Origin of the sequence: Lysobacter changpingensis (genome assembly GCF_017308985.1) — a bacterium.
GTDB lineage: Bacteria > Pseudomonadota > Gammaproteobacteria > Xanthomonadales > Xanthomonadaceae > Lysobacter_J > Lysobacter_J changpingensis.
Window position 1 is genome coordinate 221,011 of the sequence record NZ_JADWPE010000001.1, and the last position, 13,748, is coordinate 234,758.

Annotated in this window: 15 protein-coding genes; 5 read left to right on the top strand and 10 right to left on the bottom strand. The window is 68.0% G+C overall.

All coding sequences use genetic code 11. The features are described 5' to 3' along the window. Positions 1-9: 9 nt before the first annotated feature. The 9 genes from alr to I4U41_RS00990 form a co-directional block, all read right to left on the bottom strand. Positions 10-1,134, bottom strand: coding sequence for an alanine racemase (gene alr / locus I4U41_RS00950; protein ID WP_206858881.1), 1,125 nt, complete (start codon positions 1,132-1,134; stop codon positions 10-12). 278 nt (positions 1,135-1,412) lie between these two features. Next, positions 1,413-1,745 (bottom strand): glycine zipper 2TM domain-containing protein, encoded by a 333-nt coding sequence (locus I4U41_RS00955; RefSeq protein ID WP_206858885.1) that lies wholly within the window; start codon positions 1,743-1,745, stop codon positions 1,413-1,415. A 46-nt stretch (positions 1,746-1,791) separates the two neighbouring features. Beyond that, positions 1,792-2,064 (bottom strand): KTSC domain-containing protein, encoded by a 273-nt coding sequence (locus I4U41_RS00960; RefSeq protein WP_206858887.1) that lies wholly within the window; start codon positions 2,062-2,064, stop codon positions 1,792-1,794. Positions 2,065-2,117: 53 nt separating this feature from the next. Next, entirely contained in the window at positions 2,118-3,530 is a 1,413-nt protein-coding gene (locus I4U41_RS00965) for a replicative DNA helicase (RefSeq protein WP_206858890.1), read from the bottom strand. 217 nt (positions 3,531-3,747) lie between these two features. Further along, on the bottom strand, positions 3,748-4,050 hold the full coding sequence (locus I4U41_RS00970) for a hypothetical protein (protein WP_206858892.1): 303 nt from the start codon (positions 4,048-4,050) through the stop codon (positions 3,748-3,750). 261 nt (positions 4,051-4,311) lie between these two features. After that, on the bottom strand, positions 4,312-4,764 hold the full coding sequence (rplI, locus tag I4U41_RS00975; protein WP_206858894.1) for a 50S ribosomal protein L9: 453 nt from the start codon (positions 4,762-4,764) through the stop codon (positions 4,312-4,314). Positions 4,765-4,918: 154 nt separating this feature from the next. Further along, positions 4,919-5,149 carry a 30S ribosomal protein S18 gene (rpsR, locus tag I4U41_RS00980; protein WP_123769111.1) on the bottom strand — a complete coding sequence of 77 codons (231 nt, stop codon included), beginning with the start codon at positions 5,147-5,149 and terminating at the stop codon, positions 4,919-4,921. Positions 5,150-5,172: 23 nt separating this feature from the next. Next, positions 5,173-5,595, bottom strand: coding sequence for a 30S ribosomal protein S6 (rpsF, locus tag I4U41_RS00985; RefSeq protein WP_206858895.1), 423 nt, complete (start codon positions 5,593-5,595; stop codon positions 5,173-5,175). A 186-nt stretch (positions 5,596-5,781) separates the two neighbouring features. Continuing rightward, entirely contained in the window at positions 5,782-7,599 is a 1,818-nt protein-coding gene (locus tag I4U41_RS00990) for a DUF885 domain-containing protein (RefSeq protein WP_206858897.1), read from the bottom strand. Between the two features lie 148 nt (positions 7,600-7,747). On the opposite strand from I4U41_RS00990, the gene xth reads away from it, so the two are divergent. From xth to I4U41_RS01015, 5 genes are all read left to right on the top strand, one after another. Next, complete coding sequence (gene xth, locus I4U41_RS00995) at positions 7,748-8,659, top strand: exodeoxyribonuclease III (protein ID WP_320415121.1); 912 nt, start codon at positions 7,748-7,750, stop codon at positions 8,657-8,659. Positions 8,660-8,740: 81 nt separating this feature from the next. Then, positions 8,741-9,322, top strand: coding sequence for a BON domain-containing protein (locus tag I4U41_RS01000; protein ID WP_206858900.1), 582 nt, complete (start codon positions 8,741-8,743; stop codon positions 9,320-9,322). 83 nt (positions 9,323-9,405) lie between these two features. Then, the gene (locus I4U41_RS01005) at positions 9,406-11,271 is read left to right on the top strand and encodes an ABC transporter ATP-binding protein (RefSeq protein WP_206858903.1); all 1,866 of its coding nucleotides are present in this window, start codon (positions 9,406-9,408) and stop codon (positions 11,269-11,271) included. Positions 11,272-11,342: 71 nt separating this feature from the next. Then, a complete protein-coding gene (locus I4U41_RS01010) occupies positions 11,343-12,542 on the top strand; it encodes a PQQ-dependent sugar dehydrogenase (protein WP_206858905.1) in 1,200 nt (399 codons plus the stop codon). Positions 12,543-12,761: 219 nt separating this feature from the next. Continuing rightward, the gene (locus I4U41_RS01015) at positions 12,762-13,196 is read left to right on the top strand and encodes a nuclear transport factor 2 family protein (RefSeq protein WP_206858907.1); all 435 of its coding nucleotides are present in this window, start codon (positions 12,762-12,764) and stop codon (positions 13,194-13,196) included. Between the two features lie 3 nt (positions 13,197-13,199). On the opposite strand, the gene I4U41_RS01020 is transcribed toward I4U41_RS01015, so the two are convergent. After that, a complete protein-coding gene (locus I4U41_RS01020; protein WP_320415122.1) occupies positions 13,200-13,730 on the bottom strand; it encodes a DUF488 domain-containing protein in 531 nt (176 codons plus the stop codon). Between the last annotated feature and the right edge of the window lie 18 nt (positions 13,731-13,748).

Sequence of the window (13,748 nt, forward strand, 5' to 3'; positions counted from 1 at the left end):
CGGGGGCCGTCAGCCGCCGCGGTATTCGCGCGGGATGCGGTCGTTGAGGCCGACCAGGATCTCGTACGGAATCGTCCCGGCGAGCGCGGCGACGTCCTCGGCGCCGATCGCCTCGTCGCCCTGCGCACCGATCAGCACGACCTCGTCCTCGTTGAATGCGCTGTCGCCGCCGATGTCGACCATGAACTGGTCCATGCACACGCGCCCGACGATGGGATAGCGATGCCCGCGGATCAGCACCTCGCCACGCGAGGACAGCGCGCGCGGGAAGCCGTCGCCGTAGCCGATCGGCACGGTCACCACGCGCGTGTCGTGGTCGCTTCGCCACGTCGCGCCGTAGCTCACCGGATTGCCCGCCTTCACCACCTTGAAGTACACGACCTGCGAACGCAGCGACATCGCCGGCTTCACGTCGATGGTGCGTTGCGACGCGGGATCGGGCAGCACGCCGTAGAGCACGATGCCGGGCCGCACCAGGTCCAGCCACGTCTGCGGGAAATGCAGCACGCCGCCGGAATTGGCGAGGTGGCGCACCGGCATCGGCGCACCGAGGCGTTCGATGTGCGCGCAGGCGTCGTGGAAGCGTTCGACCTGCTGCAGCGTCATCGGCGAAGCCGGGTCGTCCGAACACGCCAGGTGCGAATAGATGCCCTTCAGCACGCACCACTTCGACGCCACCGCCGCTTCCACGAACGGCCGCGACGAATAGCTGTGCACGCCGACGCGTTCCATGCCGGTGTCGATCTTCAGGTGGATCACCGCACGCCGGCCCATCGCCTCGGCCGCGGCTTCGACCTGGCGCAGCTTGTCCAGCGAGGACACGGTGATCTCCAGGTCGTGCGCGATGAACTGCGACACCTGCGGACCGAAAATGCCGCCCAGCACCAGCACCGGCGCGGTCACGCCGGCACGGCGCAGCGCGATGCCCTCCTCCACGAACGCCACGCCCAGCTGATCCACGCCCTGCGCCTGCAGGTGCAGCGCGACCGGCACCAGCCCGTGGCCGTACGCGTTCGCCTTGACGATGCCCATGACGGGCACGCCCACGTGCGCGCGGATCGCACGCAGGTTGTGGGACAGATGGTCGAGATCGACCGTGATGCGAGTCGGACGCTCGCTGACGGCGGGAGGCATGCCAGGCGTGGGGTGCACTGCGTGTCCGGTGCGGAGGGCTCGAACGCGCATTCTAGCGAGCGGTGGGGTTGGTCGATGGGTGAGGCTGGCCCCGCTCACTTCCGCGACCGGCGGGACAGAGTCGAGAGGGGTTGGGGTCAGGAGTTGGGACGTGCGGTGCAACCGCATTCAGTGCACAGCTGTTCCGCGCTGTGGGCTTCACCCCTCCCCAACCCTCCCCTGCTTGCAGCGGGAGGTTGGGAGGTGCGAGTCGCGCGAGCGCCGGGATTCGAAGCGGCTCAATCGCAGCGCCGCTCGATCACCGTCTCCGTCTTGTTCTGCTGGTTTTCCTGGATTTTCCGGCCGGCGAACGCGCCGCCGACCGCGCCGGCCGCGGTCGCGAGCTTCTTGCCGCTGCCGCCGCCGACCTGGTTGCCGAGCAGCCCGCCGACCACGCCGCCGGCGACGGTGCCGGTGATCTTGTGTTCGTCCTTCACTTCCTTGGGCTTCTGCACTTCGACGTCGTAGCAGCGCTTGCCCTGGGTGGAGGAACCGCTCGACTGCGCCATCGCCGGGCCGGCGAGCGCGCACATGGCGATCGAGGCGATGAGGATGTCGGGGATGCGGCGCATGACTGCACTCCTTTGGCGGGTTCGATTCACGCTGCGCCGGACCTCGTTAGGAACGCGTCAATCCACGCCCTTTCCGCGCCCTGCGCGTTCGCCGCGCTTCATCTTCGTCCAGGTGCCGGTAGTCGAATCCGGCGTTGCGGATGTGCTCCGCGAAGTACTGTCCATGCGAGTCCGCGCCCATGAGCCCCACGTACAGGTAGCGCGGCACGTCGAAGTACAGGTAGATCCCGCCGCTGGTGAACTCGATCTCGAGCACGCGCCCCGCCTCGTCGTAGCCGACGCCCGCAATGGCTTCCGATTCCACGTGCTCGCGTTCCATCGGCAGCGGACTCTAGCGCTGCCGCCGTTACTCCGCCGTCGAGGCGCGGACGCCTATTCGAAGCTTCCCACCGAATCGTGCGACAGGTTGTCGAAACGGGTGTACTCGCCGAAGAACTTGAGCTTCACCGAGCCGGTCGGGCCCGAACGCTGCTTGCCGATGATGACTTCGGCCAGTCCCTTGTCCGGCGAGTTCTCCTTGTTGTAGTAGTCGTCTCGATAGATGAAGACGATCATGTCCGCGTCCTGCTCGATGGCGCCGGATTCGCGAAGGTCGGCCATCACCGGTCGCTTGTCGGTTCGCGTTTCCAGCGAGCGGTTGAGCTGCGACAGCGCGATCACCGGCACCTGCAGTTCCTTCGCCAGGCCCTTGAGCGAACGCGAGATCTCGGAGATTTCCGTCGCGCGGTTCTCGCTGTTGCCGGGGACCGACATCAGCTGCAGGTAGTCGATGACGATCAGGCCCAGGCCGTGTTCGCGCTTGAGGCGGCGTGCCTTCGCGGACAGCTTCACCGGCGACAGGCCGGGCTCGTCGTCGATGAAGATCTTCACCTCGCGCAACTGGCGGATCGCGCTGGTGACGCGGCTCCAGTCCTCGTCTTCCAGCTGACCGGTACGCAGGCGCTGCGCGTTGACGCGGCCGACCGAGGAAATCAGTCGCATCGCCAGCTGGCTGGCCGACATTTCCATCGAGAACACCGCCACCGGCAGCTTGCTGCGGAAGGCGGCGTATTCGGCCATGTTCAGCGCGAGCGTGGTCTTGCCCATCGCCGGACGCGCGGCCAGGATGATCAGGTCGGTCTTCTGCAGACCGGCCGTCATCATGTCGAATTCGGTGTAGCCGGTCGGCAGGCCGGTGACGCCGCCGCCGTTCTGGTAACGCGTCTGCAGCGTGTCGAACGCTTCCGACAACGCCTTGGTGACCGGCGTGAAGTCGGTCTTGCCGGAGGTGTTGGCCTGGGCGATCGCCAGTACCTGGCGCTCGGCTTCTTCCAGGATCTCGGCCGAATCGCGCCCGTCCGGCTGGAAACCGTCGTTGACGATCGTGGTGCCCACGTCGATCAGCTGCCGCAGGATCGCCTTGTCGCGGACGATCTCGGCGTAGGCGGTGATGTTCGCCGCCGACGGCGTGTTGGTGGCCAGTTCGATCAGGTAGGCGCCGCCGGCGACTTCCTCGCTCAGGCCCTGCGATTCGAACCATTCGCCGAGGGTGACCGCGTCGAACGGCCGGTTCTTCTCGGCCAGCTCGCGGATCGCCCGGTAGATCAGCTGGTGATCGCGGCGGTAGAAGTCGCTGTCGGTGAGCTGGTCGGCGATGCGGTCCCAGGAATCGGGCGCCAGCATGAGGCCGCCGAGCACCGCCTGCTCCGCCTCGATCGACTGGGGCGGCACGCGCAGCTGGTCGATGCGCTGTTCGTTGCGCGTCTCGAACCGCTTCTCCCTGCGGAAACCAGGTCGTGCGCTCATGCCCTCAGTCACCCTTTCCCTGCACCGTCGTGGCGGCGCGTGTCGTTGTCGCGGGTCGGGCATCGTAGACGCGGAATGCCCCGGGGCGTTGCAGATAAGTCTGTGGATATCGCGTGGATACTCATGTCGGCATGGGGCCACGCCACCGTCGCACTGGCTGCGACACCCCGTCCCGCGATGGACGGTCGAACGCCAGCCGGTGAGCCCTGCGTCGGACTCAACCGGCGATGCCGGCGCGGGCGCGCATCCCCGGCGAGATGACCGACAGCAGCTCGTCCAGCGCTTCGTCGCGCCAGCGGCCCACGCGGCGCGGCTGCAGGGCGCCGGCGATGTGCTGGTCGATCAGGCGCGCGATGATCGGGAACACGGTGTCGCCATCGGCCTCGCAGGCTTCGCGCAGGCTGGCGGCGATCAGGTCGGCGAAGGAGAGCGGCGCCGACGGCAGCGAGCAGGCGGTCAGCGAATGCAGGGTCAGCTCGAGCGACGGGTCGAGCGCGGGAAGGTCGAGGCGCTGGTCCATGGCGGCGGCGGTATCGGATTAAGTGTCGCGACTTTGTCACGCACCATTCCGGCGCCCTATCGGAAAAATCCGAAAAGGTTTGCCGGTCCTCTGACATGGGATTGGCGCAACGCCTGCGTCCGGCGCGCCGTCCGGGGTCCCCGGGTGCGCTTCGCTTACCCGGGCTACATAGGCTGACGGGTCGAGTGCCTTCGACTGACTCGCGCAAAAAGAAAGGGCGCCCGGAGGCGCCCTTGCTTCAAGCTCGTGCGGTAACCGCGATCAGGCGACTTCGCCGACCACGATGACCTTGACGGTGGCTTCGATGTCGGCGTGCAGGTGCACGACGATCTCGTACTCGCCGGTGCGACGCAGCGGGCCTTCGCCCAGCACGACTTCCGACTTCTCGACCTTGTGGCCGTGCTTGGTCAGCGCATCGGCGATGTCGCGCGGCGTGATCGAGCCGTACAGCTTGCCTTCGGTCGACGCGTTCGCGGTGATGGTCACCTCGACGCCGTCCAGCGCGGCCTTGCGGCCTTCGGCGCCTTCCAGCGCGGCCTTGGCCTTGGCTTCGTACTCGGCGCGGCGGGCCTCGAACTCGGCCAGGTTGGCCTCGGTCGCCGGCGCGGCCTTGCCGTACGGGATCAGGTAGTTGCGGCCGAAGCCCGGCTTGACGTTGACCTTGTCGCCGAGCTTGCCGAGGTTCTGCACGTTCTGCAGGAGGATCAGTTGCATGGTGTTGCTCCGTATTCGTTAGCGAGCCGGGGGCCCGCAGCGGTGGCTGTCCGAATGACGTCTCTCAGGCGCTCATTGCAAAGCGCCAAATCGAAGTCCGGTTTTCGTGAGGAGTCCGCACATGGACGTGCGGGCTCCTGCGGAGGGATCCGCGTTACGCGTTGTGGTTGTCGGTGTACGGAATCAGGGCCAGGTAACGGGCGCGCTTGACGGCCGTGGCCAGCTGGCGCTGGTACTTCGACTTGGTACCGGTCACGCGGCTCGGCACGATCTTGCCGGTCTCGGTGAGGTACTGGCGCAGGGTGTTGAGATCCTTGTAGTCGATCTCCTTCACACCCTCGGCGGTGAACTTGCAGAACTTGCGGCGACGGAAGAACTTGGACATGAGTGTGCGCTCCTAGGGCGGGATCAGGCGGCTTCGGCGTTGTCGTCCGAGGACTCGTCGGTCGAACCGACGCCTTCCTCGTCACGGCGGCGACGCTCGCCACGCTCGGGCTTGTCGCCCTTCTCGTCCTTGTACTTCATGATCAGCGACTGCTCGGTGTCCGGGCCGTCGCGCTTGATCACCAGGTGGCGCAGGACGGCGTCGTTGAAACGGAAACCGTCGACCAGCTCGTTCAGGACGTTCTGGGTGCACTCGATGTTGAGCAGGACGTAGTGGGCCTTGACCAGGTTCTCGATCGGGTAGGCCAGCTGACGGCGGCCCCAGTCCTCGAGACGGTGGATCTTGCCTTCGCCGCCTTCGATCAGGCCCTTGTAGCGCTCGATCATGGCCGGCACCTGCTCGCTCTGGTCCGGATGGACCAGGAACACGACTTCGTAATGACGCATGTGTGATTCCTTGTGGATGATGGGCGCGGGCTTCGCCGCGTCCGGATCAGCCCCCCGACGTCCCGGAATGGACGCGGTGGAGCAAGGTCTCCCGCCGGCCGGAGCCGTGGGAGCCAGAAATTATGGCCGATTCAATGGGTTGAAACAACCTGGCGTGGGCACTCGGGCCCCTGCCCGCCGCGCGGTTCAGCTTCTCGCCGGCCCCGCCGCCCGCCGGCTCTCGATCCAGGCGTCGATATGCGCCTCCAGCGCCTCCAGCGGCACCGAGCCGGTCGCCAGCACGGCGTCGTTGAACTCGCGCAGGTCGAAGTCCGGGCCGAGCTGCCTGGCCGCCTTCTCACGCAGCTCGGAGATCTTCAGCTGGCCGATCTTGTACGCCAGCGCCTGGCCGGGCCAGCCGATGTAGCGGTCGATCTCGTTGACCACGTCCTGGCGGGTCTTGGGCGAGTTGTCCATGAAGAAGGCGATGGCCTTGTCGCGGCTCCAGCCCTTGCTGTGCATGCCGGTGTCCACGACCAGGCGCACCGCACGCCACATGTCGTACGCCAGTTGGCCCATGCGGTCGTACGGGTCGTCGTACAGGCCCATGTCGTAGCCCAGGCGTTCGGCGTACAGGCCCCAGCCCTCGCCGTAGGCGACGAAGTAACCCACGCGGCGGAACATCGGCACGTCCGGCAGTTCCATGCCGCGCGCGAACTGGAAGTGGTGCCCCGGTACCGCCTCGTGCAGCGAGAGCGCCATCATCTCCCACTTCGGTCGCACGTCCGGCTTGTACAGGTTCACGTAGTAGAAGCCCGCGCGCGTGCCGTCCACGGCGCCGGGCTGGTAGTACGCGGTGGTGGTGTCGGGCGCGATGTTGTCCGGGATCGGCCGCACGCCGTACGGCAGGCGCGGGATGGTCTTGGAGATCTTCACCAGCTCCGGATCGATGCGCTTGGCGATCGCCTGGTAGGCGGTGAACAGTTCCTGCGGCGTCCTGTAGAAGAACTTCGGATCGGTGCGCAGGTGTTCGAAGAACTCCGCCAGCGTGCCCTTGAACCCCACCTCCGCCTTCACCTTCTCCATCTCGGCGCGGATGCGCGCGACTTCCTTCAGGCCGATCTGGTGGATCTGGTCGGCCGACAGGTCCGTGGTGGTGAAGTAGCGCGCCACGAAGTCGTAGTACGCCTTGCCATCGGGCAGATCGGTCGCGGCGATCGAGGTGCGCGTCTTCGGCAGGTAGTCGTTCTTGAAGAACGTCGCGAACTCGCGATACGCCGGCACGATGGTCTGCGCGATGACCCGCTTCGCCTCGGCCTGCAAGGCGGCGCGATCGGCCTCGCCGATGGCGTCCGGGAATTTCGTGAACGGCTTGTAGAACGGGCTCTTCGCGGGATCGTCCACCAGTTGCGCCTGGATCTGCGCCGGCACGCGCTCCATCAGCACGCGCGGCGGCGTGTTGCCGGTGGCGGCGCCTTCGCGCAGCAGCGCCTGGTTTTGTCCGATCAGCGCCGGCAGCGCGCGCATGCGCGCCAGCCAGTCGCGGTAATCCTTCACCGTGGCGAACGGCAGCACCTCGGCGATGCCGTCGGCGGTCTGCACGCCGCCGCTGAGGCCGATCGGCTGCAGGTATTCGCGGTACTTCTGGCGCTCGACGGCCTTTTCCATCTCCCACGCGAAGACGTCGTAACTGAGGCGGTCCGCTTCGCCCAGCGCATTGCGGTCGATGGCCTTCAGCCGCGCCAGTGCCTGGCGGTCGCCGTCCAGGCGACGCTCGATCGCGGCCATGCCCAGGTCGTTCCAGGCATCGTTGTAGCGCTTGTCGCCGCGCCAGCTCGCCTCCTCGGGGTTCTCGCGCATGTCGCGCTCCCACTCGTCGGCGAACAGCGCGTGCAGCGCCGTTGCGGCGGGATTGTCGGCGGTGACGGTCGCGGTGGCGCGCGTCGTGGACGGCGCCTGCGCGAAGGCGGCCGGCGCGGACAGGCAGGCGGCGACGGCCGCGGCAAGCAGTGCGTGTCGAAGCATGGGCATTCCCCCGGAAGATCGTGGGCCGAGTCTAGCCGCCCTCGCCTGTCGCCGGCTTGATCGGGACTGCCGGATCGCAGCGGCCGAACCGCGCCTTCACGACGCCCCGGCTAGCGTGCGGCGAAGCCCACCGAGGACGGCATCGCGCGTGAAGATCGCCACGTTCAACATCAACGGCGTCAACACGCGCCTGCCGGCGCTGCTCGAATGGCTGCGCCGGGAACAGCCCGACGTCGCCTGCCTGCAGGAGCTGAAGGCGCCCGAGGACGCCTTCCCCGCGCAGGCCGTCATGGAGGCCGGCTACGGCGCGATCTGGCACGGGCAGAAATCCTGGAACGGCGTGGCGATCCTCGCGCGCGACGCCGAGCCGGTGGAAATCGGCCGCGGCCTGCCGGGCGATCCCGACTACGTGCAGAGCCGCTACATCGAAGCGGCCGTCGGCGGCATTGTGGTGATCTGCCTGTACCTGCCCAACGGCAATCCGCAGCCGGGACCGAAGTTCGATTACAAGCTCGCGTGGATGGAGCGCCTGCACCAGCGCGCGCAGCACTGGGTCGACAGCGGCCAGCCGGTGGTGATGGCCGGCGACTACAACGTCGTGCCCACCGACGAGGACATCTACAACCCGAAATCCTGGCGCAAGGACGCGCTGCTGCAGCCGGAAAGCCGCGAACGCTACCAGCGCCTGCTCGACCAGGGCTGGCTGGACGCGGTCCGGCACGTGTTCGGCGAGGAACGCGTGTACACGTTCTGGGACTACTTCCGCCAGCACTGGGAGCGCGACGCCGGATTGCGCATCGACCACCTCCTGCTGAATGCCGCGCTCGCCCCGCGCCTGCGCGCGGCCGGCGTGGACCGCTGGGTGCGCGGCCAGACCAAGCCGAGCGACCATGCGCCGACGTGGATCGAACTCGCGCCGGCGAAGGCCCGACGTCCGGCGGCGAAGAAGACGGCAGTGAAGAAGACCACCGCCCGGAAGACCGCGGCGAAGAAAGCCGCGAAGAAGGCCGCATCGACCACCGACGCGCCGAAGAAGCGGACGCGACGCACGACACAATGAAACGAAGCGATCACGACCCGTTGCCGTCGCGCTAACCGCCGTCTTCGCAGCATGCCCGCATCCACTACGACAGGAGCGGGCATGGCCAGGCATCCGGACGACGATCATCGCCACGAGCTCTACCGCGGCATGCCCTCGGTGACCAATCGCAGCTGGGGCACGCCGAAGCAGGACGACGGCTTCGGGTACGGGGGCCAGGGCGGCTACGGCGAATCGCGCGGCGATCCGTCCGGACGCGGCGCAAGCGAGCGTGCCGGCGGTCATCGCGGGCGCGGACCGCGCAACATCCTGCGTTCGGACGAGCGCATCGCCGACGATCTGATCGAACGCCTGACGCGAAACGAGGATATCGACGCGAGCGAGATCCTGGTCGCGGTCGATGCCGGGAACGTCACCCTCACCGGCGAAGTGCCCGAGCGGCGCATGAAGCATCTGGCGGAGGATCTCGCCGCCGCCGTGCAGGGCGTGCGCGACGTGCAGAACCGGTTGCAGGTCGACAGGGGCTCGGCGTCGTTCGGACCGCCGGGTCGCGCCGTGCGCAGCGGCCTGGACCAGCAGGGCAGCGGGTTTTCCAGTTCCTCGTTCGATCAGCGCGACGACATCGACGACGATGAGCACGACGAGAACCGTCGCCGGCCAATGCGGCGCGCGCGGGAGCATTGACGCTCGTCCCGACACGCGCCGGACGCGGGTGACGGCAATCGGGGAATGACGGCGACGGCCGCGCACAGGGCACAATCGGCCGCATGAGCGATCACGCCGCGGCCGTACCCGCTTCCCGCCCTTCCCTTCGCGAGCGCTTCGACGCCCTGCGCAACCTGCCGCCGTTCCTCCGGCAGATCTGGTCCACCAGCCCCGCGCTCACGCTGGCGACCATCGGCCTGCGCATCGTGCGCGCCTTCCTGCCGGTGGCGACACTCTACGTCGGCAAGCTGATCATCGACGAGGCCGTGCGCCTGGTCGCCGCCGGCAACGGTTTCGACACCCTGGGCGACGCCTGGCGCAGCGGGCAGCTGGACACGCTGCTGGCGCTGCTCGGGCTGGAGTTCGCGCTGGCGATCGGTTCCGACCTGCTCGGCCGTCTCGTCAGCTATGGCGACGCGCTGCTCTCGGAGCTGTTCACCAACGCCACCAGCGTGCGCCTGATGGAACACGCGGCGACGCTCGACCTGGAGGATTTCGAAGACCCCGACCTGCAGGACAAGCTCGACCGTGCGCGCCGCCAGACGATGGGCCGCATGAACCTGATGAGCCAGCTGTTCGGCCAGGTGCAGGACGCGATCACCGTGGTGAGCTTCGCCGCCGGCCTGCTGGTGTACGCGCCGTGGCTGATCGTGCTGCTGGCCATCGCGCTGGTGCCGGCGTTCGTCGGCGAGGCGCATTTCAACGCGCTGGGCTATTCGTTGAATTTCGCGTGGACGCCCGAGCGCCGCCAACTCGAATACGTGCGGCAGATGGGCGCGAGCGTGGAAACGGCGAAGGAGGTGAAGATCTTCAACCTCCACCGCTTCCTGATCGCGCGTTACCGCCAGCTCGCCGAGGCCTTCTTCCGCGCCAACCGCGCGCTCGCGCGGCGTCGCGCGTTCTGGGGCGCGGTGCTCGCCGGCCTGGGGACGCTGGGCTATTACGTCGCCTACGGCTACATCGCCTGGCGCACGGTGCGCGGCGATTTCAGCATCGGCGACCTGACCTTCCTCGCCGGCAGCTTCCTGCGCTTGCGGCAACTGCTGGAAGGCTTGCTGGTGGGCTTCTCGCAGGTCGCCGGGCAGGCACTGTACCTGGACGACCTGTTCTCGTTCTTCGCGATCAGGCCGGAGATCGTCTCGCCCGCCAACGCGCTGCCGGTGCCGCGCCCGATCACGCGCGGCTTCGCGTTCGAGAACGTCGGCTTCCGTTATCCCGATGCGCAGAAATGGGCGCTGCGCGGCCTCGACTTCGAACTGCGCGCCGGCGAAGTGCTGGCGCTGGTCGGCGAGAACGGCGCCGGCAAGACCACGCTGGTGAAACTGCTCGCGCGCCTGTACGACCCGGACGAAGGCCGCATCCTGCTCGACGGCCGAGACCTGCGCGACTACGACCTGGACGACCTGCGCGGCAACGTCGGCGTGATCTTCCAGGACTTCGTGCGCTACCACCTCACCGCCGGCGAGAACATCGGCGTGGGCCGCATCGACGCGATGGACGACGCCGCGCGCATCCGCGACGCCGCGCGCCGCGCGATGGCCGACGAGATGATCGACCACCTGCCCAACGGCTACGACCAGCTCATCGGCCGCCGCTTCAAGACCGGCGTGGACCTGTCCGGCGGGCAATGGCAGAAGCTCGCCATCGCGCGCGCCTACATGCGCGATGCGCAGGTGATGATCCTCGACGAACCCACCGCCGCGCTCGACGCGCGCGCCGAATTCGAGGTTTTCCAGCGCTTCAAGGACCTCTCGCGCGGCAAGACCGCGGTGCTGATCTCGCACCGCTTCAGCAGCGTGCGGATGGCGGACCGCATCCTGGTCCTGGCCGACGGCCGCCTGGAGGCCAGCGGCACGCACGAGGAACTGTTGGCGCAGGGCGGTCGCTACGCCGAATTGTTCGAGTTGCAGGCGGCCGGTTATCGTTGAGCCAATCGCGCCCGGTCCCCGGCCGCGTCACGCACACATCCCACGCACGAACGGACAGGAGCCCTGCCCCCATGCGCCATGCCCTGCATTGCACCACGCTTGCGATCGCCCTCTCGTTGACCCTCGTCGCCTGCCAGGCGCGCCAGGACGAAGGCGACGCGGCCCCGGCGAAGGCCGCCACCGCCGCACCGAAGGCGCTGCCGACGCAGACGGTCGCCAGCCAGAACGGTTCGGTGACCGTCACCACGATCGCTTCTGGACTGGAACACCCCTGGAGCGTCGCCCTGCTGCCCGACGGCGGATTCCTCGTCACCGAACGCCCGGGGCGTTTGCGTCATGTGTCGGCCGACGGTGCGGTTTCCGCTCCGATCACCGGCGTGCCCGAAGTCTGGGCGCAGGGCCAAGGCGGCCTGCTCGACGTCGTGCTCGCGCCGGACTTCGCCGCCAGCCGGAAGATCTTCCTGAGCTATTCGGAAGCCGGCGCCGACGGCAGCGCCGGCACCGCGGTGTCGACGGCGACCCTCGGCGACGGCGCGCTGACGGACGTGAAGCTGTTCTACCGGCAGGAACCCAAGCTGGTCGGCCCGAACCATTTCGGCTCGCGCATCGTGTTCGACGGCAAGGGCCACGTCTTCATCAGCCAGGGCGAACGCAACGACCGCCCGACCTCGCAGAAGCTCGACATGCTGCAGGGCAAGCTGGTGCGCCTGAACCTCGACGGCAGCGTGCCGGCCGACAACCCGTTCGTGGGCCGCAACGACGCGCGCCCGGAGATCTGGAGCTACGGCCATCGCAACATGCAGTCGCTGGCGCTCGATCCGCGCACCGGGAAGGTGTGGGAAGCCGAGCACGGCCCGAAGGGCGGCGACGAGATCAACCTGCCCGAGCCGGGCAAGAACTACGGCTGGCCGATCATCACGCACGGCATCAACTACTCGGGCCTGAAGATCCCCGAGGCCGTCGGCACCTCCGCGCCCGGCATGGAGCAGCCCTACCACGTGTGGGAGAAGTCGCCGGGCCTGTCGGGCATGGCCTTCCTCACCGGCCAGGCGGGTTCGAAGTGGAACGACAGCCTGTTCCTCGGCGCGCTCGCCGACGGCAGCCTGATCCGCCTCTCGCTGGACGGCGACAGGATCACCGGCGAGGAGCGCCTGCTGAAGGAAATCGGCGCCCGCGTCCGCGACGTGCGCGTGGGCCCCGACGGCGCGGTGTACGTGCTCACCGACGAGACCGACGGCAAGCTGCTGCGGCTGGACGCGCCGAAGGCGTAAGGCTGCGCCGGGCTGGCGCACGGCAGTCGTGCGTGCGCCGACTCGACAGGCCGGCTCGATAGAGTTGCCTCGATAGAAGCGTCATCCCGGCGAAGGCCGGGATCCAGCCCGTAACTCCCGGGCACTCCCCACGTCAACGACATCCCCTCATTCCCGTCCACGCGGGAATGGCGAGTCGCCGCACAGGCCATCCAACCGAACCACCCAGAAGGGCAAAACATGATCCGGACGATCCTCCTCACCCTCGCCCTGCTCGTCTCCTTCCCCGCCTTCGCGTCCGAAACCGACGCCGAACTGCTCGCGATGGACGCGAACTGGAACGAGCTGCGCATGAAACCCGACGTCGCCGGGCTGGAACGCATCCTCGCCGACGACTGGATGCTCACGCATTCCGACGGCCGCGTGCAGTACAAGACCGATTACCTCGACGAACTGCGCACGAGCACGCGCCGCAATTCCGGCATCGGCAACGAGGACGTGCGCGTGCGTCGCTACGACGACACGGTCGTCGTCACCGGCACCAGCGTGCAGTCGGGCATCAGCAACGGCGTGCCGTGGAACGGCCGCTTCCGCTTCACGCGCGTGTGGGTGCAGCGCGATGGCGCGTGGAAGATGATCGCCTCGCACTCCTCGCGCGTCGCCGAGGCGAAGTAGCCTTCAGAACAGGTCGCCCTGCGGCGCGGTTTCCACGACCGCGCCGTAATCCAGCCGGCCGTCGACGATCCGCGCCGCCTTCGTGTACGGATGTTCCTCGGTGCGGCCGGGCGAGATCAGATGCACCACCGTCCACCCGCGCGATTTCAGATCGTCGCTGATCAGGCTGCGATGGCACTGCGTCCAGTACGCCTCGGCGCACATCACGGCGGTGCGGCGCGTCGACGCGATCGCCTCCAGCCGGTCGCGCGCCTGCCGGTACTCGGCGCTCGCCATGTAGTCGGCGTAGCCGCGGAAGGACGCGTTGCGCCAGGCGGTGTTCGGCGAATCCTTGCGGGGATTGCGGCGCCCGCCCAGGTCGACCATTGGCAGGTACTCGATTCCCGCTTCCGCCAGCCCCGCGGCGATGTTCGCCGCGGCGAACTGCGGGTGCCGGCGCGAGCCGGGATAGCGCCGCACGTCCGCCACGGCCTCGATGCCCGCCTGCATCAGCAGGCTGAGGAATTGCGTCCATTCGCGCGTGGAATGGCCCACGGTCCAGATCGTTCGCAT

Bases quoted from the DNA above. Each gene is read 5' to 3' on its own strand.
- alr (WP_206858881.1), bottom strand. From the start codon at position 1,134: ATGCCTCCCGCCGTCAGCGAGCGTCCGACTCGCATCACGGTCGATCTC.
- I4U41_RS00955 (WP_206858885.1), bottom strand. From the start codon at position 1,745: ATGCGCCGCATCCCCGACATCCTCATCGCCTCGATCGCCATGTGCGCG.
- I4U41_RS00960 (WP_206858887.1), bottom strand. From the start codon at position 2,064: ATGGAACGCGAGCACGTGGAATCGGAAGCCATTGCGGGCGTCGGCTAC.
- I4U41_RS00965 (WP_206858890.1), bottom strand. From the start codon at position 3,530: ATGAGCGCACGACCTGGTTTCCGCAGGGAGAAGCGGTTCGAGACGCGC.
- I4U41_RS00970 (WP_206858892.1), bottom strand. From the start codon at position 4,050: ATGGACCAGCGCCTCGACCTTCCCGCGCTCGACCCGTCGCTCGAGCTG.
- rplI (WP_206858894.1), bottom strand. From the start codon at position 4,764: ATGCAACTGATCCTCCTGCAGAACGTGCAGAACCTCGGCAAGCTCGGC.
- rpsR (WP_123769111.1), bottom strand. From the start codon at position 5,149: ATGTCCAAGTTCTTCCGTCGCCGCAAGTTCTGCAAGTTCACCGCCGAG.
- rpsF (WP_206858895.1), bottom strand. From the start codon at position 5,595: ATGCGTCATTACGAAGTCGTGTTCCTGGTCCATCCGGACCAGAGCGAG.
- I4U41_RS00990 (WP_206858897.1), bottom strand. From the start codon at position 7,599: ATGCTTCGACACGCACTGCTTGCCGCGGCCGTCGCCGCCTGCCTGTCC.
- I4U41_RS01000 (WP_206858900.1), top strand. From the start codon at position 8,741: ATGGCCAGGCATCCGGACGACGATCATCGCCACGAGCTCTACCGCGGC.
- I4U41_RS01005 (WP_206858903.1), top strand. From the start codon at position 9,406: ATGAGCGATCACGCCGCGGCCGTACCCGCTTCCCGCCCTTCCCTTCGC.
- I4U41_RS01010 (WP_206858905.1), top strand. From the start codon at position 11,343: ATGCGCCATGCCCTGCATTGCACCACGCTTGCGATCGCCCTCTCGTTG.
- I4U41_RS01015 (WP_206858907.1), top strand. From the start codon at position 12,762: ATGATCCGGACGATCCTCCTCACCCTCGCCCTGCTCGTCTCCTTCCCC.